The sequence below is a fragment of the Streptomyces sp. NPDC060232 genome, from assembly GCF_042726555.1.
GTDB lineage: Bacteria > Actinomycetota > Actinomycetes > Streptomycetales > Streptomycetaceae > Streptomyces.
In genome coordinates this window covers 1-18097 of the sequence record NZ_JBHXAG010000025.1, presented here as the reverse complement: position 1 = coordinate 18097, position 18097 = coordinate 1, and the positions used below count along the sequence as shown (strand labels likewise).

General features: G+C 74.7%; 15 protein-coding genes. 8 read left to right on the top strand and 7 right to left on the bottom strand.

What is annotated here, in order from left to right:
* Positions 1-110 precede the first annotated feature (110 nt).
* Entirely contained in the window at positions 111-1058 is a 948-nt protein-coding gene (locus tag ACFWFZ_RS28860; protein WP_387125908.1) for an AEC family transporter, read from the bottom strand.
* Between the two features lie 86 nt (positions 1059-1144).
* On the opposite strand from ACFWFZ_RS28860, the gene ACFWFZ_RS28855 reads away from it, so the two are divergent.
* The 4 genes from ACFWFZ_RS28855 to ACFWFZ_RS28840 all read left to right on the top strand — a co-directional run bounded on the left by ACFWFZ_RS28855 (position 1145) and on the right by ACFWFZ_RS28840 (position 5933).
* The gene (locus ACFWFZ_RS28855; RefSeq protein WP_387125907.1) at positions 1145-2596 is read left to right on the top strand and encodes a sensor histidine kinase; all 1452 of its coding nucleotides are present in this window, start codon (positions 1145-1147) and stop codon (positions 2594-2596) included.
* Positions 2593-3273: a response regulator gene (locus ACFWFZ_RS28850; RefSeq protein WP_387125906.1), complete on the top strand. Its 681-nt coding sequence runs from the start codon at positions 2593-2595 to the stop codon at positions 3271-3273. Before ACFWFZ_RS28855 ends, ACFWFZ_RS28850 begins: the two co-directional genes overlap by 4 nt.
* A 303-nt stretch (positions 3274-3576) precedes the next feature.
* Positions 3577-4695, top strand: a complete 1119-nt coding sequence (locus ACFWFZ_RS28845) for an alpha/beta hydrolase (RefSeq protein ID WP_387125905.1) — start codon at positions 3577-3579, stop codon at positions 4693-4695.
* Positions 4692-5933 (top strand): acyltransferase, encoded by a 1242-nt coding sequence (locus ACFWFZ_RS28840; protein ID WP_387125904.1) that lies wholly within the window; start codon positions 4692-4694, stop codon positions 5931-5933. Before ACFWFZ_RS28845 ends, ACFWFZ_RS28840 begins: the two co-directional genes overlap by 4 nt.
* Before the next feature lie 89 nt (positions 5934-6022).
* Here ACFWFZ_RS28840 and ACFWFZ_RS28835 read toward each other — a convergent pair whose 3' ends face one another.
* Entirely contained in the window at positions 6023-6445 is a 423-nt protein-coding gene (locus ACFWFZ_RS28835; protein ID WP_387125903.1) for a DUF350 domain-containing protein, read from the bottom strand.
* Positions 6446-6538: 93 nt separating this feature from the next.
* Between ACFWFZ_RS28835 and ACFWFZ_RS28830 the strand changes: the two genes are divergently transcribed.
* Positions 6539-8362: a GNAT family N-acetyltransferase gene (locus ACFWFZ_RS28830; protein ID WP_387125902.1), complete on the top strand. Its 1824-nt coding sequence runs from the start codon at positions 6539-6541 to the stop codon at positions 8360-8362.
* 57 nt (positions 8363-8419) lie between these two features.
* Here the strand turns inward: ACFWFZ_RS28830 and ACFWFZ_RS28825 are convergent, their stop codons facing one another.
* On the bottom strand, positions 8420-10474 hold the full coding sequence (locus ACFWFZ_RS28825; RefSeq protein ID WP_387125901.1) for an AMP-binding protein: 2055 nt from the start codon (positions 10472-10474) through the stop codon (positions 8420-8422).
* Positions 10475-10640: 166 nt separating this feature from the next.
* Between ACFWFZ_RS28825 and ACFWFZ_RS28820 the strand changes: the two genes are divergently transcribed.
* Both ACFWFZ_RS28820 and ACFWFZ_RS28815 read left to right on the top strand, forming a co-directional pair.
* Complete coding sequence (locus ACFWFZ_RS28820; RefSeq protein ID WP_387125900.1) at positions 10641-12554, top strand: ABC transporter ATP-binding protein; 1914 nt, start codon at positions 10641-10643, stop codon at positions 12552-12554.
* Positions 12555-12561: 7 nt separating this feature from the next.
* Complete coding sequence (locus tag ACFWFZ_RS28815; protein ID WP_030037408.1) at positions 12562-12948, top strand: VOC family protein; 387 nt, start codon at positions 12562-12564, stop codon at positions 12946-12948.
* A gap of 78 nt (positions 12949-13026) precedes the next feature.
* Here ACFWFZ_RS28815 and ACFWFZ_RS28810 read toward each other — a convergent pair whose 3' ends face one another.
* Positions 13027-13374 (bottom strand): hypothetical protein, encoded by a 348-nt coding sequence (locus ACFWFZ_RS28810; protein WP_030037409.1) that lies wholly within the window; start codon positions 13372-13374, stop codon positions 13027-13029.
* 160 nt (positions 13375-13534) lie between these two features.
* Positions 13535-14257 (bottom strand): FadR/GntR family transcriptional regulator, encoded by a 723-nt coding sequence (locus ACFWFZ_RS28805; protein WP_387125899.1) that lies wholly within the window; start codon positions 14255-14257, stop codon positions 13535-13537.
* A gap of 137 nt (positions 14258-14394) precedes the next feature.
* Between ACFWFZ_RS28805 and ACFWFZ_RS28800 the strand changes: the two genes are divergently transcribed.
* Positions 14395-14916, top strand: coding sequence for a gluconokinase (locus tag ACFWFZ_RS28800; RefSeq protein ID WP_387126022.1), 522 nt, complete (start codon positions 14395-14397; stop codon positions 14914-14916).
* A gap of 108 nt (positions 14917-15024) precedes the next feature.
* On the opposite strand, the gene ACFWFZ_RS28795 is transcribed toward ACFWFZ_RS28800, so the two are convergent.
* Both ACFWFZ_RS28795 and ACFWFZ_RS28790 read right to left on the bottom strand, forming a co-directional pair.
* Positions 15025-15987 carry a hypothetical protein gene (locus ACFWFZ_RS28795; protein WP_387125898.1) on the bottom strand — a complete coding sequence of 321 codons (963 nt, stop codon included), beginning with the start codon at positions 15985-15987 and terminating at the stop codon, positions 15025-15027.
* Positions 15988-16073: 86 nt separating this feature from the next.
* Entirely contained in the window at positions 16074-17750 is a 1677-nt protein-coding gene (locus ACFWFZ_RS28790) for a cytochrome P450 (RefSeq protein ID WP_387125897.1), read from the bottom strand.
* Positions 17751-18097: the final 347 nt, after the last annotated feature.

Below are 18097 nucleotides of genomic sequence, written 5' to 3'. Positions count from 1 at the left end.
GCTGGGCTCCTGTCGTGGGCGAGTTCCGTACGGCAGCTCAGCCGGGCGTACGGGCCGGCGTACGCGGCGGCGCGAGACGCCGACACCGCGGCCGGGCGGGAGGCGGGGGCTCAGGCGGCGACCGTCTGGAGCCAGAAGGGCAGCAGCACCAGCGACACGAGCGAGGTCTTGATCACGACCGAGGCGGAGAGGGCCACGCCCACGTCGTAGCGCTGGGCGAAGATGAACAGGTTCTGCGGGGTCGGCATCGCCGCGATCAGGACCAGGTACGCCAGCCAGTCGCCCCGCACCCCGAACAGCAGCCCGCACACCGCCCACGCCAGCAGCGGGAACGCCAGGCACTTGAACCCGATCAGGGCCAACTCCTCACGCGTCGTGCCCCGCAGGTGGAGGCCGGCGCCGCCGAGGTGGAGGCCGAGGGCGAACAGGGCGACCGGCGAGGCGCTGTTGCCGACGAAGGCGGCTCCGTCCAGGGCCACGGCGGGGACCCGCACCGACAGCAGGTTGAGCAGGATCCCCGCGTTGCAGGCGAGGACCAGCGGGGTGGCGAGCGAGGCCCCGACGGCCCGGGACAGGCGATGGCCCGGGCCGCCCTCGGCGGGGCCCGCGCGGCCCAGTTCCATGAGGGCGATGACGACGAGGGACAGTACGCAGACCTGGAAGAGCAGGATCGGGAAGATCGGCGCGGCCGTCCCGAAGACGGTGATGAACACGGGGACGGCGAAGTAGGCGGTGTTCACCTGGACTCCGGCCATCACCCGCAGTGCCACGGCGCGGGGCTCGCGCCGGCCGCGGGCTACCGCAGCCAGGGCCACGACCGCCACGGCGACCGCCGCGGCTGCCGCGTACCCGCCTATCGCCCGCCAGTTGAACAGGGCGGCGAGGTCGCTGGCGTAGATGTTGCCGAAGAGGTAGCAGGGCATGGCGAAGAGGAAGGCGTAGTCGGAGAAGACCTTGGATGCCTCGGCCGGAACGACCTTGCGGCGCGCGAGGAGGACACCTCCGCCGAAGGCCAGCAGCACCGGGACGAGCTTCTCCAGCGCGGCCGCCCCGCCCATGCGAACATCTCCCCCGTGATCGACTGCCGGGCAGCAGCCTACCCCCGCGCCCTTCCGGGCCTGGCGGAGCATAGGCTGGGGCGATCATGAGCGACCAAGCCCGCGAACGGACCGGCAGGAGACTCGGCAGGCGACCGGCCAGGCGGCCCGGCGGCGGGACCGGGCCAGGGGCCCTTGCCCCTGCGGCCTCGGCCCGGGAGCCCGGCGCCCCGGCGCAGCTCGCCGCGGCCCTGCGTACCCCGGCCGGTGCGGCGCAGCCGCTGTTCGCGCAGGCTCCCAAGGCCTGGCAGCGGGCACTTCCGTACGTCCTGGTCGGCATCGTCGTGGTCTCGCTGCTGCCGACGACGATCGTCGTGCTGGCCGACGACTACGGGATGGACGGCGGTTGGGCGGGCGCGCTCGGGGTGGCGCAGACGGTTCCCCTGCTCCTCGCGGTGACCCGGCCGCTGCCGGCCTGGCTCCTCGTCCTGGTCGCGGACACCCTCGGTGCGGCCCTGCTGACCCAGGCCGACAAGGTCGCCGGACACTCCTGGCCGTGGACGCCCATGGCCGTCATCGGCTACCTGGTACTGATGGCCTGCCTCGGTCTGCGCGAGTCCATCCGGACCCTGGTCGGGGTGTGGCTGGTGACCGGTGTGCTCGGTGCGGTCCTCGGCTTCTCCCAGCCCGCGGACACCATGAACACCGCCGCGCTGCTCTTCGTACTCGGAGGCGTCGTGCTGGCCCTGACGGGCGCGCTGCGCGGTCTGGGCGACGCGCGCCAGCGGATCGCCGAGCAGGAGAGCATCAGCGAGGCCGAGCGGTCGCGGCGCACCCTGCTGGAGGAACGCGCCCGGATCGCACGCGAGTTGCACGACGTGGTGGCCCACCACATGTCGGTGATCACCGTGCAGGCCGATTCGGCGCCCTACCGGCTGCCGGGGATGCCGGAGCCGGTGCGGGAGGAGTTCGCGGCGATCGCGGCGAGTGCGCGGGAGTCCCTCGGCGAGATGCGGCGGCTGCTGACCGTGCTGCGGGCCCCGGACGGGGCCGGCGGCGCGGGCGCGGCCGACACGGGCGGCGGGGCCGACGGCGAGCGGGCTCCGCAGCCGGGGATCGGCCGGCTGCAGCAGCTGGTGGAGGCAACCGTACGGGCCGGCCAGCCGGTGGAGCTGTCGCTGGCGGCCGGCGCGGCGCGGGCCGCGCCGCCCGCGGTGGACCTGTCGGCGTACCGGATCGTGCAGGAGGCCCTCGCCAACGTGGTGCGGCACGCGCCGGGCGCACCCACCCGGGTGTCGGTCACCGTGGACGACGACGAGGTCCTCGTACTCGTCGTCAACGGTCCGGCGGCCCGGGACGCGGTGGTGGAGCCGGACGGTCCGGGCACGGGGCACGGTCTCGTGGGGATGCGGGAGCGCGTACGGTTGACCGGCGGGACCCTGGACACCGGGCCGCTGCCCGACGGGGGTTTCCGGGTCGCCGCGCGCCTGCCGTTGCACGCCGGTGCCGGGACCGCCGACGGGGACGGCACCAACGACACGAACGAGGAGCGCAGTTGACCATCCGCGTGGTCATCGTCGACGACCAGGCCATGGTGCGGGCGGGGTTCGCGGCGCTGCTGTCGGCGCAGGCCGACATCGACGTGGTGGGCGAAGCCCCCGACGGGCGCCAGGGGGTGCAGGTGTCCCGCTCCACACACCCCGACGTGGTGCTGATGGACGTACGCATGCCGGAGATGGACGGCCTGACGGCGGCCCGGGAGATCCTCGGCCCGCCGCCCGGGGTGGTGCACCGGCCGAGGGTGCTGATGCTGACCACCTTCGACATCGACGACTACGTGTACGAGGCGCTGCGCGCCGGGGCCTCCGGCTTCCTGCTCAAGGACGCCCCGCCGGCCGACCTGATCGCGGCGGTCAGGGTCGTCGCCTCGGGCGAGGCGCTGCTCGCGCCGTCGGTGACGCGGCGGCTGATCGCGGACTTCGTCCAGCAGCGGCCGGCGCCGCGCAAGGACCCGGCGCTCCGGCTGAACGGCCTGACGCCGCGCGAGACCGAGGTGTTGGAGCTGATCGCGCGGGGTCTGTCGAACCAGGAGATCGCCGGTCACCTGGTGCTGGCGGAGCAGACGGTGAAAACGCACATCGGGCGGGTGCTGGCCAAGCTCGACCTGCGGGACCGGGCCCAGGCCGTGGTCTTCGCCTACGAGGCGGGCCTGGTACGCCCGGGCGACTCGACCTGAGCCCGCCGGCCGGGCCGCCGCCGAACAGCGCCCCCGCGGTCGGGCCGGGTCCCGGCGCCGGTCTCCAGGGTGACGCGGACGTACGCCTCGGCGTCCTCGTCGTGGCGCGGTCCGTCGCCGCCGTCCGACGGCCATGCCAGCAAGTGCCCCGCGCTGTCTGCCCGTCGGCGGCGCCCCCTTCACGCCGGGCCGTCTCCTCCACCCCCTACCGGGGTATGACCTACGACTTGGCTCCACGGTCCGACGCACGCGGTGGTGCCCTCTTCCTACCTTCCCCCTCGTCACGAGGAGAGGAGAAGGGGAATGCGCCGCTTCGGAAGGACGCTGGTCATGGCCGCGCTGGCGGTGACCGTCGTCGGGGGGACGGCCGGATGGGCCTCGGGCGAAAGCCAGTCGGCCGTCACCGGGCCGCCGCCGGGTACCGCCGCCTGGCGGGCCGACACGGCGTACGGCCGGGCGCTGCCTGATCCGGCGACGGCGACGGCGTACGAGGTGGCGCGGTTCTTCGCCGGGCTGGACGGTGCGGCGCGCTCCGCACTCGTACGGGCCCACCCGCTGGTGGTGGGCAATCTCGACGGGGCGCCGCTCCCCCTGCGGTACGAGGCCAACCGGCTCGCCGTCGCCGCCACGGGTGAGGCACGGTACGCGCCCCTGGCCGCTGCGGACCGGCGGATCCTGGCCTTCGACCCGCGCGGCCGGGGCCAGGTGGCCGAGGTCTTCGGGGACCTGGAGCACGCCGCGCACGTCTCGGTGATCGTGCCCGGCTCCGACAACGACGCCACGTCCCACAACGCCCGGCACAGCCCGCACACCGGCCCGGCCGGTATGGCCCGGGCCCTGCGCACGGCGACCGGCGGCACGGCGGCCGGAGCATCGGCGACCGGCGTTTCGGTGGCCGACGCTTCGGTGGCCGACGCTTCGGTAGCCGACGCTTCGGTGGCCGTCATCGCGTGGACCGGGTACACCACCCCGGTCGGCGTGGGCCTCGACGCGGCCGACGGGCGGCTTGCCGCCGCCGGGGCCTCGCGGCTGGCCCGCTTCACCGCCGGTCTCGACGCGGTCGGCGCACCCGACCCCGTGCTGTTCTGCCACAGCTACGGCTCGGTGGTCTGCGGACTGGCGGCCCGGCACACCGACGCCGCGGACATCGTGGCCTTCGGGTCTCCCGGCATGCGGGCGGACACCGCCGACGCCCTGCGCACCGGCGCACGCGTCTGGGCGGCCCGGGGCCCCTCGGACTGGATCGCCGACGTCCCGAACGTCCGCTTCGCCGGGATCGGCCACGGCGCCGACCCCACCTCCGCGGCCTTCGGTGCCCGCCGGGTGCCCGCCACCGACGTACGTGGCCACACGGGCTACTTCACACCCGGCACGCAGTCCCTCGCGGCGTTCGCCCTGATCGCGAAGGGAGAGGCCCGATGAGCGCCTCCACCGTCCTGGCGCCGCTGCGGAAGGCCGCCGAACGGATCGAGCGGCGGACCCCCGGCCACCGTGACCGGGCGGTCGACGGGCTGCGCGCCCTGGCTCTGCTGGCCGTGCCCACCGGCCACTGGCTGCTCGGCGGCTTCACGCTCGACGCGGACGGCGGTCTGCACAACGCCAGCCCCCTGTCGGCCTTCGGCGGGCTGGCACCGGTCAGCTGGGTTCTCCAGATGCTGGGCATCTTCTTCCTCGTCGGCGGCTACGCCTCGGCGCTCTCCTACCGGCGCCGCCCCGGGTCGGCCGGCACCTGGATGAAGGGCCGGATCGTACGTCTGGGGCGGCCCGTGCTGGGAGTGACGGTGGTGTGGGCGCTGGCCGCGCCCGTGCTGTACGCGGCCGGGGTGCCGGAGGCCTCGCTGCGGACCGGCGCGAAGCTGGTCGTCCAGCCTCTGTGGTTCGTCGGGGTGTACGTGGCGGTCACCGCGCTGACCCCGTACTGCGTACGGGCCGCGCGCCGGCTCGGCGGCTGGGCGGCGGCCCCGCTGCTCGCCTCGGTCGCGGTGGTGGACCTCCTGCGGTACGGGCCGCTCGCGCAGTCCGTACCGTCCTGGCTGTCGCTGCTGAACATCCTGCCGGGCTGGCTGTTCGCGTACCAGTTGGGGGTGTCCTGGGGCGAGCGGCGTATCGGCCGGCGCGGGGCCTGGCTGCTGCTGGCCGGCGGGGCGCTGCTGTTCACGGCGCTGCTGGCGGTGTTCCACTATCCGGCGTCGATGGTGGGGGTGCCGGGTGCGGCGCGGACGAACTCCCATCCGCCGTCGCTGCTGGTGCTCGCGCTGGCCTCGGCGCAGTCGGGCGCGGCGATCCTGCTGCGGGACCGGCTGGCGCGGCTGCTGGCCCGGCCGGCCCTGTGGGCCCCGGTGGTGGTGATCAACCTGTGCGCGATGACGATCCTGTGCTGGCACCAGACGGCCCTGCTGGCCGCGGCCGTGCCCGCTTCGTTCGCGGGTGGGCTGGCCGGGCTGACGACGGCGCCGGACAGCCTGGGCTGGATCGTGGCGCGGGTGGGGTGGATGCCGGTGTTCGCGGGGCTGCTGGTGGTGATCGCGCGGTACGCGCGGAGGTTCGAGGCACCTCCGGCCGAGGGCCGGCGGGCGAGCCCTCTGCGCCGCGCGGTCGGCCGCACGGTGGCCGGACTCCTCGCCGCGGGCTACGGGGCGTTCGCGCTGGGCTTGGCGTAGGGGGTGTCCGTAGGGCTGGCCGACCGGCACGCAGAGAGCGCCGCTCCCCTGACGGAGCGGCGCTCTCCACGCGTACGGGTGCTCCCGCGTCAGGCGATCGAGGCGGCGACGATCGCGGCGACGGCGAGGTTGCAGGCGGCGGAGACCCAGACCGCGGGGTGGGGCTCCGGGTCGACGACTATGGCGCCGAGCTTGCCCGGGGTCGCCAGGTCGAGCACGAGGAAGGCGACCGCCATCAGGACCAGGCCGAGGAGGCCGAAGGCCGCCGTCGACGCCAGGCCCTTGCCGAAGTCGTCGTAGGTGGTCCAGATCGAGGTGAAGACGATGCCGCCGATACCGAGGAGCGCGGAGCTGAGGAAGAGGGCCGCGTTGCGGTTGCGCTCCTCCCAGATCTGCTTCGGGAGCTTCCCGGGCGTCAGCACGTCCACGAGGACGATGCCGAGGATCAGCAGGACCAGGCCGAGGGCGCCGTAGGCGCTGGTGCGGCCAAGTCCGTTGATGATGTCGCTCATTGAGAAGCCTGTCTCCGGTGGTGGGAAAATACGTTCCGTGGGAAGGCCGAATCTATCGCACGGCCTTCCGGCAGACCATGGGGAGGTCAGCGAATGGTAAAGGTCAGGGCCGCGCGGGCGGCCGAGGCGGAGGCCCTGACCGGGCTGGTGATGCGGTCCAAGGCGCACTGGGGGTACGACGCCGGTTTCCTGGCGGCGTGCGCTCCGGAACTGCGGATCCGGCCGGACGAGGTGACGGCGCGCCGGATCGTGGTGGCCGAGGATCCGGAGGGGACGGTCCTCGGGCTCGCCTCCCTGGAGGGCGGCGCCCCGCTGGCGACGCTCGGGCTGCTCTTCGTGGAACCCTCCGCCATCGGGCGGGGCGTGGGGCGGGTCCTGTACCGGGACGTGCTGCGCCGGGCCGTGGAACACGGCGTGCGCAGGCTGGTCATCGACTCGGATCCGCATGCGGCCGGCTTCTACCGGGCGATGGGCGCGGTCGCGGTGCCGGCCACGGCGGCGAAGGCGGCGCCGGCCACGGCCACGGCCACGGCCACGGGGCAGATGGTGCAGGCGGGAACCCTGGTGCGGTTCGAGGCGGCCCCGGCCCCGCTCGCCGACTGGGCACGGGCCTGGACCGGCGGGGGGCGGGCCGTGCACGTCGGCAACGTCGCGGAGTTCAACGCGCAGTTCGGCGACTCCTCCCTGGACGTCGGGCAGTCCGCCGCACACCACTACTCCTGCCTGGCCGCCTTCTACAGCCCCTACCCGTCCGCCCTGGTACTGCCCCGGGCGGTGCCCGCCGGCTGGACCGGGCTGGTCTCCCGGCAGCTGGGCTGGACCGGGGTCGAGGTGTACGACGGCCTGGTGGAACACGGGCCCGGGCTGGTCGAGGCCGTACGGGCCCGGCCGGCGCTGGCCGCGCGGCTGACCGGGGCCGGGGAGCCGCTCGTACCGTGGGGGCTCACGCGGCCGTTCGGGCTGCTCGCGGGGCGGCCGTGGCGGTCCGGGGAGCTGCGCTACGAGTCGAAGGCCGCGGCGCACGGCTTGTTCGAGCGGATCCTGGCGGCCGGCGGGCATCCTCAGATCGTGCTCCCGGCACAGGTACGGGCAGGCGGCCGATGGGCGGCGGCCCGGCTGCTGGCGGCACGGGCACGGGACGGCGAGAGCACCGTTGTGAAATCGGAGCACGGTGTCGGCGGTTCGGGAACGACCGTGGTCACCGCCGGGCAGGTCCGGGCCGCGGGCGGCGCCCGCGCCGTCCTGCGGCGGCTGCCGCGCGGGCCGCTGCTGGTGGAGGAGTACGTCGAAGCTCCGGCGGATCCGGGCGCGGCCCGCGACCTGACGTACGACGGTTTCGTGGACCCGGCCGGCGAGGTCCACGAGGTCGGCGCGGCGCTGATGGACGTGACGGCGGGTGCCTACCGCGGAGCGACGGTGGGCCCCGGCGCCGTGCCGGAGTGGGCGCACAAGCCGCTGCTCGCCTTCGGTGCGGCGGTGGGCCGGGAGCTGGCGGCGTCCGGCTACCGGGGCTGGTTCGACGTGGACTTCGTCGTGGACGCCGGGGGGCGGCTCGCGCCGACCGAGACGAACCTGCGGCTGACCGGACCGTCGATCGCCTTCATGGTGGCGGCCCGGCTCGACGTGCTGCGGGGCGCGGGGCACCTCGTACGGATCGCCGACCGGGTGGAGCTCGGGGCGCGGCTGCCCGAGGCGCAGCTGGACGAACTGTGCGCGGACCTGGCCCGCGGGTGCGCGGAACTCGGTGCGGTGTTCGTCCCCGCGATCCCGACGGCCGCCTTCGATCCGGCGCCCTGGCTGGGTGTGCTGGTGGCCGCGCGCAGCCTGGAGGCGCTGGACGCGGCCGAGGCGCTGGTCCGCTCCGAGGCGGCGGCCGTGGGCGCGATGTTCGACCCGTCGGGGCCGGCCGCTCCCTGAGGCTGCCGCAGCCGGACGGGGCCCGCACGCCGCCGGTGGCGTGCGGGCCGGGAGGGCCTAGTGCCTGTCCTCGAAGTCGAAGGGCGAGTCCGGTTTGCGGGCCACGTGGACGGCCAGGATGAGGCCCGCGATCATCAGCGGGATGTTGAAGGCGTAGACGAGGAGGGCCTGGAGGGGCCAGTCCTGTTTGGCCGCCAGCCGGTAGGCGTTGTCCTGCGGCCACCAGGCCAGCAGCAGGTAGCTCGCCGCGAGGTGGACGGTCCGGACACGGCTCGGGGGCCGGCCGCGTTCCCGGCGTTCGATCAGGCGGTACCCGGTGAACAGGAACGCGAGGCCCGCGCCGAAGGCCAGGCTCTCCGCCACGTAGAGGAGGAAGAACAGGGCCGCCCACGGCTGGGGCACCACGGAGAGGTCGGTGGAACCGGGCCACAGGACGGGGGTGAGCAGCAGGGTGAGGAAGCCCAGGACGAAGGTCATGCACCCGGCGGCGACGACTCGGCCGCCGTCCGGGTCCGCGACGCCGGCGGACGCCCGGCTGAACTTGCTCCCGTGGACGGCGGGCCGCTCGGAGACGGGCTGGGTGGGCAGTGGCAGGGCCGCGCGGTCCTCCTGGCCGCCCCGGTTGCGCGGCAGGGCGCGGAGCCGGATGAGGACGGTCGGGGACACCTCCTTGAGGACGACGCCGGCCAGGTGGTTGCGCAGGCCGTGAATCTCGGGCAGTGGCGCGGAGGCGTCCCAGGCCGGGTCGCCGGGCGGCGGGGACACGTAGGCGACGAGCCGGCGCTCCCCGTCCTTCTCGACGCCTGCGACGATCGCCGCGCCGATGCCCGGATGGGTGCGGATCGCCGCCTCGACGGCGTGGGGGTCGAAGGAGCCTCCGTGGAGGGGGATCCGGTCCCGGATCCGGCCGGCGTACTCCAGCAGGCCGTCGGGGCGGGGTACGCCGAGGTCGCCGGTGGGTATCGCGTCACCGCCGCCGGGCGGGGTGAGGTGTATCTCCCCGCCCCGCAGGCGGACCTGGCATCCCGCGAAGGGGGTACCCAGCAGGGAGAGGCGTTCCGGTTCACCGACGGGGGCCGGCAGCTGCGGGAGTTCGAAGCAGGTGCCCACTCCGGCGGTCTCGGTGAGGCCGTAGACGTTGAGGATGCGTACGCCGGGGCGCAACCGGGTGTGCAGAGCGTCCAGTTCGTCGAGGAACAGACGGTCGCCGGTGACGGTGGCCAGCCGCAGCGAGCGCAGGGGCCGGGGGCCGCCCCTGCGGTCCGCGGCGGTGGGCCGGGGGCCGTCGACCACGAGCGCGGCGATGCCGGCCGGATCCGTGTGCACGACGGTGACCTCCTGGAGGTCGACCGCCGTGCGGACCTGCTGCGGGTACGCGGACGGCCAGGAGGGCCCCGGGGGCAGGACGAGAACACCGCCCGTGCACAGGGCCCGGGTCCAGCCGGCGGCGAAGGCGGTGACGTCCGGCCGGGCGGTGATGAGGTGCCGGTCCTGCGGGGTCGGGCGGGCCAGCTCGGTCCAGCCCTCGTGGGCGGCGAGCAGCAGGGCGTGGCCGACGGGCACGGGGCGCGGTTCGGCGCTCGCCGTGAACAGGACGGCCGCGCCGGCCGGCCTGGCGGCTCCGTCGGCCGCCTCCGTGAGGTCGGGCGCGTGGGCGGGCCGGGCGGCGATCTCGGTGGCGTCGTCGTCGGTCAGGATCGCGCGCAGGCCCGCGGCGGTGTCGAGGGCGGCCTGGTGGGGCTTGTGGGTGAGAAGTGCGAAGGGGGTCAAGGGCCTGAGTGCGGCGAGCTGTTGGCGGCCGGTGCGGGGCGTCTCGGCGTCGACGACGGCGTAGACCCCGCCGGCCTTCAGGACGGCGAGGATGCCGACGACGAGTTCGGCGGGCTGGGCGGTGCCGATGGCGACGAGACCGCCCGGCGGCAGGCCGCAGGCGAGCAGATGGTGCGCCAGCCGGTTGGCGCGGGCGTCGAGCACCGCGTAGCACAGCCGGTTCTTCGTACCGGCGATGAGGGCGGGTGCTTCGGGTGTGTCGCGCGCCCAGCGTTCGAAGTGGTGCAGCACGGTGTCTGTGGCGCCCTTGGTGAAGCGGACGGACTCGGATCCCTGCGTCATGGACCGATGATGCCACCGGGCACCGACAACGAAAGGAGCCTTCGTAATCGCCGTCTGTCCAACGGAGTTGTCCGGCAGCCCGTCCCATGGCCCCCGTCCCCCGGTCGAGGGGTCGGGGAGCCGAACCCTTGACCTCTACTTTGGTTGAGGTCCTAGCGTTCGGGTCATGGACATGGAAGTCACCGCTTGGACCTCGCTGCACAGCGCGATCAACGCCCAGCAGGACCGTCGCCCTCTCTCCCGGGCAGGTCTGCGCCGCGTGGCCGCGTTCGCCCGCCCGCACCGCCGCGGGCTCGTTCTCTTCCTCCTGCTGAGTGTGGTGACGGCCCTGCTGGCGGTGGCCACGCCGGTGCTCGCCAGCCGGGTCGTCACCGCCATCGTGGACGGCCGGGACGGCGCCACGGTGACACGGCTCGCCCTCCTCATCGCGCTGATCGCGGTCGCGGAGGCGGGGCTGGGACTGCTGGCCCGCCGGCTCTCCGCCACCCTCGGCGAGGGGCTGATCCTGGATCTGCGGACGGCGGTCTTCGACCACGTGCAGCGGATGCCGGTGGCCTTCTTCACGCGGACCCGGACCGGCGCCCTCGTCAGCCGCCTCAACAACGACGTCATCGGCGCCCAGCGGGCGTTCAGCAACACCCTGTCGGGCGTGGTCGCCAACACCGTGACCCTGCTGCTGACCCTCGCCGTGATGCTGAGCATCTCCTGGCAGATCACCCTGCTGGCGCTGGTGCTGCTGCCCGTGTTCGTCCTGCCGGCCCGCCGGATGGGGGCCCGGATGGCGGCGATGCAGCGGGAGGCCTCGGCGCTGAACGCCGCGATGGGCACCCAGATGACCGAACGCTTCTCGGCGCCCGGCGCGACGCTGGTCAAGCTGTTCGGCCGGCCCGCCGACGAGTCCGCGGAGTTCGCGGTCCGGGCGGCACGGGTACGGGACATCGGGATCCGTACGGCGATGGCCCAGTCGGCGTTCATCACGGCCCTCACCCTGGTCTCGGCGCTGGCCTTGGCGCTGGTCTACGGACTCGGCGGGTACTACGCCCTGCGCGGGACCCTGGACGCCGGTTCCGTCGTCGCGCTCGCCCTGCTCCTGACCCGGCTGTACGCCCCGCTGACCGCTCTCGCCGGGGCCCGCGTCGAGGTGATGAGTGCGCTGGTGAGCTTCGAGCGGGTCTTCGAGATCCTCGACCTGAAGCCCCTCATCGCGCAGAAGCCGGACGCCCGCCGGGTGCCGGAGGGGCCGGTGGCCGTCGAGTTCGACCGGGTGTCCTTCGGCTACCCGGCCGCCGACAAGGTCTCCCTCGCGTCCCTGGAGGAGGTCGCCGTCCTCGACGGCCGGGGCGGTACGCAGGTCCTGCACGAGGTGTCCTTCCGCGCCGAGCCCGGCCAGATGATCGCACTGGTGGGCTCGTCCGGCGCCGGCAAGTCGACCATCGCGCAGCTGCTGCCGCGGTTGTACGACGCCGACGCGGGCGCGGTCCGGCTCGGCGGGGTCGACGTACGGGACCTGACGGCCGACTCGATCCGCGAGACGCTCGGCATGGTCACCCAGGACGGGCACCTCTTCCACGAGTCGGTACGGGCCAACCTGCTGCTGGCCCGCCCGGACGCCACCGAGGAGGACGTCTGGGAGGCCCTGCGCAGGTCCCGGCTGGACGGTCTGGTCGCCTCACTGCCGGACGGTCTGGACACGGTGGTCGGTGAGCGCGGCTACCGGCTGTCGGGCGGTGAGCGGCAGCGGCTGACGATCGCCCGGCTGCTGCTGGCACGGCAGCGGGTCGTGGTCCTCGACGAGGCCACCGCGCACCTGGACTCCACGTCGGAGGCGGCGGTGCAGGAGGCTTTGGGCGAGGCCCTGGCGGGCCGGACCGCCGTGGTCATCGCGCACCGGCTGTCGACCGTGCAGGCGGCCGACCTGATCCTCGTGGTCGAGAACGGCCGGATCGTCGAACGGGGCACGCACACCGGGCTGCTGGCCGCGGGCGGCCGGTACGAGGAGCTGTACCGCACGCAGTTCGCCGCGGCGGACACGCCCGCCGGCACGGAATCCGACGGCGCGACACCGGTCCGGGGCGCATGATGCTGTGATGGACATCAAACTGGAACTCGTCGCCGTGCCCGTCACCGATGTCGACCGGGCCAAGGCCTTCTACGAGAAGATCGGCTTCAACGCCGACCACGACGTCACCGTCAGCGAGGACATCCGCTTCGTACAGCTGACCCCGCCGGGGTCGGCCTGCTCGATCGCGATCGGCAGGGGCCTCACCCGGATGACCCCCGGATCCCTCGACAACATGCAGGTGGTCGTCACCGACATCGAGGAGGCCTACGAGGACCTGCGCGGCCGGGGAGTCGAGGTGACGGAGATCCAGGACCTGCCGTGGGGCTCGTTCGTCTACTTCTCGGACCCGGACGGCAACGGCTGGGCGGTCCAGCAGATCACGCCGCGCAAGTCGGCGGAACCCGGGGCGTGATGTCCGCCCGCCGCGGCCGGCGGGAGGTACGCCACGTCGCACGGTGCGGGGAGCACCGTGCGACGGCGTCCGGCGGGGTCAGGCCTGCGCCGCGGCGTGGTGGTGGTCGAGCTCCCAGGCGTGGTGCTTGAACTCGTGGCGGAAGTCGGCGTGGTCCTCCCACTGGCGGGCGATACCGCGCAGCACGTCCCAGTTGTGCTCGACGGACTGGTCGATCACGCGGCGCATGGCCGGCTCGGCGGCTTCCCGCTTCTCGATGAGGCCCTTGACGGCCGAGGCCTCCAGGACGGAGTTGCGCAACGCGCGCAGGGCGCGGGAGGTGTCGTCCATCGAGAAGCCGTGCTCGCTTCCCGTCGCCTCGTCGAACAGCGGGGTGAGCCGCGCCTCGATGAAAGCGGTGATCCGCTCGAAGTGCTGCACGTCCATCGGGGGCTCCCTCTCCTGCCGGACCGCCATGCGGCGCGGCGTCCTTCACTGCTTGTGCCGTTCGCGGACATTATCCCGGACGCTCGGAGCGGTTCCCGGTGATCCGTTGCGAAGATCCACTGCGGAGGATCCACTGCGCCTGCGGGGCGGACGATGCCGCCTACGGGGCGAGCAGGACGTCCAGTTCCTCCAGCGCGCCCACCGCGATCCGCCGGGTCAGTGCCTCGGCCCGGGCGGCGTCGCCCTCGCGGACCGCTTCGGCCACCTGGACGTGCAGGGTGACGGCGGCGGGGTCGGGGTCGTGGAACATCACCTCGTGTTCGGTACGCCCCGTCAGGACTTCCGCGACGACGTCCCCGAGCCGGGCGAACATCTCGTTCCCGGAGGCGTCCAGCACCACGCGGTGGAAGGCGATGTCGTACCGCAGGTAGTCGTCGAGCTGGTGGCCGCGCGAGGTGCGGACCATGCCGAGGGCCGCCGCGGTGAGGTCGGCGCAGTGCTGGGGTGTGGCCAGGGTCGCGGCGAGTCCGGCCGCCACCGGTTCGATCGCGGAGCGCAGCACGGTGAGGGAGCGCAGCTGCCGGGGCCGGTCGGGGCCGGCCAGCCGCCAGCGGATCACCCGGGGGTCGTAGACGTTCCACGCGTCGGCGGGGCGCACGGTGACACCGACCCGGCGGCGGGACTCGACCAGGTGCATCGACTCCAGGACGCGGACGACCTCGCGCACCACGGTGCGGGAGGCGTCGAAGCGTTCGGCGATCTCGTCCGTGCGCAGGATGCTGCCGGGCGGGTACTCGCCTGCAGTGATCGCGAGGCCGATGGTGTCCAGCACGTGGGAGTGCAGGCCCGGTCCCGGACCGGTTTCGGCGCCTTCGGTGGTCATGGCGCAAGCGTACGGTGGCACCCACTCCGACAAAAGATGTGATGTCTTCGACGCAAGACTTGAATACGTAGTACTTAATGCGCTTCAGTGGTGTCCTACGAGCGCGAACCGATGTCGACGAGGACAGCGAGGTGGACGTGAGCACCCAGCGCGTCATTGTGGTGATGGGCGTGGCCGGCACGGGCAAGACGACCGTGGGCCGGCTGCTCGCGGAACGGCTCGGACTTCCCTACGCCGAGGGCGACGCCTTCCACCCGGCGGCCAACGTCGCCAAGATGGCGGCCGGCCACCCGCTGGACGACGCGGACCGGTGGCCCTGGCTGGACGCCGTGGGCGAATGGATCCGCAACCGCGCCGGGACGTGCGGCGGTGTGATCGCCGCGTCCTCGCTCAAGCGCGCCTACCGCGACCGGCTGCGCGCCGCGGCCCCCCGGGCCGTCTTCGTGCACCTCACCGGTGAACGCCCGCTGATCGAGGAGCGGATGGCGGCGCGCAAGGGCCACTTCATGCCCACCACCCTGCTGCAATCGCAGTTCGCCACGCTGGAGCCGCTCCAGGACGACGAACTCGGCGTCGCGGTCGACGTGTCCGGCTCCCCGGAGGAAGTCACCGAACGGGCCCTGGCCGCGCTGCGCCGGCTCTGCACCCCCGAGAACTGAGGGAACGTCACCGTGACCGCTCTCGGCGGTCATCCCGGTCGTCGGGCGGGGCTGCGTCCTGCTGCCGTCCCTGGTCCTGCAGCCCCTGCCGTCCTCGTACTCCGGCCGTCACGGGACGCGCAGTTGGGCGGCGGCGAGGGCGAGGCCGCCCGCCGCCGTCGCACAGCGGGCGGCGAGGCCCTCGACCTCGGCGCGCAGGGCTTCGGTGTCCCGACCCTGCCATCCCGGTGACCAGGCCGCGGCCCCGCGCAGCCGGCCCGCGTGCGTGCGCAGCGCGGCGGCGTGGTCGTGCAGGCTCCCGCCCGGGGGCCGTGCTGCCGGGCGAGGGGGCCGGTGCGTCCGGGGCGGCCGGTCGGCGATCCGGCGCCGGACGGGCCCGCGCTCGGGGGCCGGCCCCGCCGGGGGCCGGACGGGCAGCCCGGAGCCGCGGCCGCAGAAGGCCCACAGGGCGGCGCCGAGTCCGAGGAGCGGCCGGGCGGTCTCGGCCCGGCCGGTGGCGACCTGCCAGCCGGCGTGGTCGTTGAAGGGGTTCGCGTCGGTCAGGGCGTGCCAGGCGAGGATGTCGGCGAACGACGGCGTCAGCAGGGAGAAGGCGTGCTCGGCTCCCCGCTCGCGCATGATGCGGCGGAACAGGCTGACGGCCTCGGCCTGGCGGCCGGCCTCCACGGCCCGCAGGACCGCAGCGGTGCCGGCGTCCTCCAGGAGTTCGGGACGGTCCGCGCTCGCGGCCCGGATCCTGGCCTTGAGCCCGCAGACGGCGATGCTGACGGCGAGGCTCTCCCGGCCGGCCAGGACCCCCGCGAGACGGCCGGCGCGGGCCGCGCCCCGGCCGCGCGCGGCCCAGCCGAGGCCCGCCGGGTCGGTGAGGGTACGCAGCAGGGTGCGCCAACCGCGCCTGCTGCAGCCTCCCTTGGCCAGCGCCGCGGCGGGCAGGCGGGTTCCGAAGGCCAGGCCGGAGGCGTAGCGGGCGGCCTCGCCGACCGCGTCGGCGGCCTCGGCAAGGGCGCGGCACGGGGCGTCGAGCTGGTCGGCGTCCGGGGCGGTGGACGCGGAGGTCGCGGCGTCGGACATGGGTTCCTCGTGGGGTTCGGCAGGGATCTGGGGGTGTGGAGGGCAGGGCAGGCGGTGCGTGTGGCGGGGCCGGCGGGGAGGCGTCGTCAGCGGCGGGTGAGGGTGAGCCGGACACCGTGCGGGGCGAGTGTCACGGGCAGTGGCCCGACCGGGTCCAGGACCGGCCGGGTGCCCGTGATCCGGTGCCCGCGCAGCACCTCGGCGCAGAAGGCCGCAGTGATCATCAGCCCGAGCTGGTCGCCGGGGCAGCGGCCGCCGCCGTGGCTGAAGGGCGCCATCCGGATGTCCCGGTCGGCGCCGGGGTTCTTCCACCGGCCCGGTACGAAGACATGGGCGGCCGGGACCCGTTCGGGGTCGCGCTGGTGGAACGCGGCGGGCAGGAGCACGGCCGTGCCGGCCGGGTGGCGCACTCCCCGCCATTCGGTCTCGCCGCGGGTGACGCGGATCAGGTCCGGCACCACCGGGTACAGGCGCAGCGACTCACGGACGCAGGCCCGCAGCCTGGGCAGTTCACCCCGGCCCGGACCGGCGGCGGCCTCGGCGGCGGCTTCGGCGGCGGCCGCGTCCTGTTCGCAGGGGTGCGCGCCCAGCAGGAGGAGCGTGCGCAGCAGGGTGTCGGGCACGGCGTCCATCGCCAGGAGCCAGAGCCGGGCCTCGTCGGCGGGGTCGACGGCGCCGTCGGGGTCGGTGGTGTCGACGGGGCCGGCGTGGCGGGCGGCCCGGCCGGCGAGGGTGTCGTCGCCCGCGTGCCGGACGTACGCGCGGATGCGTGCGCGAGTCTTGTCGTGCACCGAACGCGCGGCGCGTGTCCGGCCGCCGCGCAGGCGCCCGTCCCCGGCCCGCAGCTGGGTGAGCCATCCGGCGAGTTCGTCGTCCTCGGCGGCCGGGTCGCCGAGCACGATCCGGCGGGCGGCCCGGCTCACGGCGTGCCGGGCGCGGAGGAGTTCGAGGGTGCCGGTGGCGCTCAGGTGCCGGGCTTCTTCGGCGACGACGGTGAGGATCGGGCCGGCGGCGGGGTGCACGGGCAGGCCCGCGGCCAGCACGTCGGCGCTCATCCGCCGCCGGTCGGGGCGCGGTTCACCACGCGCGCAGCCGGGGCCGTCGCCGTCCCGGCCGGCCTCGTGCGTGCTCAGGCCCCGGCACTTCCAGGGCGGGTCGGCCGCGAGGACGCTGACCGGTTCGGCGTAGAAGCGGCGCAGGTCCTGCGGGTCGAGGAGGACGAGCACCGTCTGCCCGGACCGCGTGCGTACGAGCGCGGGCGCGTCCCCGTGGCGTGCGCGCAGGGCGCGGAGCGCGGCGGCGGAGGCGCGCACCTCGCCCGGCCACCGGCGCGGGGGCCGCGGCCGGGCGGCGGCGGTGAGCAGGGCGCCGAGGGAGGCGAACACGGTGGTCGCGGCAGTGGGGGTCCCGGCGGGCGCGAGGGCCGCGGCGGGACCGGCCGGCCGGGCGGCGGAGGTCCTGCGCAGCGGTTCCCCTACGGGTGTCCGCCGGCCGGGGTCCTCCGCGCCGGGCGGCGGCACGGCCGGCCCGGGGTCCGCGAGCGGCGCTCCGTCCCGGGGTGACCGGCCGGGCCGTTCCGTGGGGCGCGGCCGGACGGCCGGCCCGCCGTGCGGGCGGGGCTCGCCCCGCGGGGACCGCACCGGCAGCCCGGTCCGTACCGCGAGGGCCCGTACCCGGGCCTTGAGCCCGTCGAGGGCGGCCCCTTGGACCGTACGCATCTCGTGTACCTCCGCGGCGGGAACGACGACAACGGTCGGCGACATCGGCATCACCGTACGTCCCGCCCGCGGAGTGCGCGCTCCGAGCGCTCATGCTGTGTCTTTGGGATCAGGCCGGATCAGGGAGCGGCGACCGGTGCGTGCTCTCGGCGTGCCGGGCCGGACGCGCTCGTACGGGACGTACGTGGCTTTCGGCCGGTGCGGCGGGAGTGCGTGCCGGTCGCCGCGACGGGGCGAACGTCGCCTGACGCGGCAGGTCCTGTCTGGAGTTCCGGTGCGGGAGAAGGTGCGGCGTCCGGTGCCGTCGAATCCAAGGCGGAGGAGGGAGTCGACGCGGAGCGTCGGCGACTGACGACAACGCCGGAAGCGGCGGTGCCGGACGCCGCAACGCC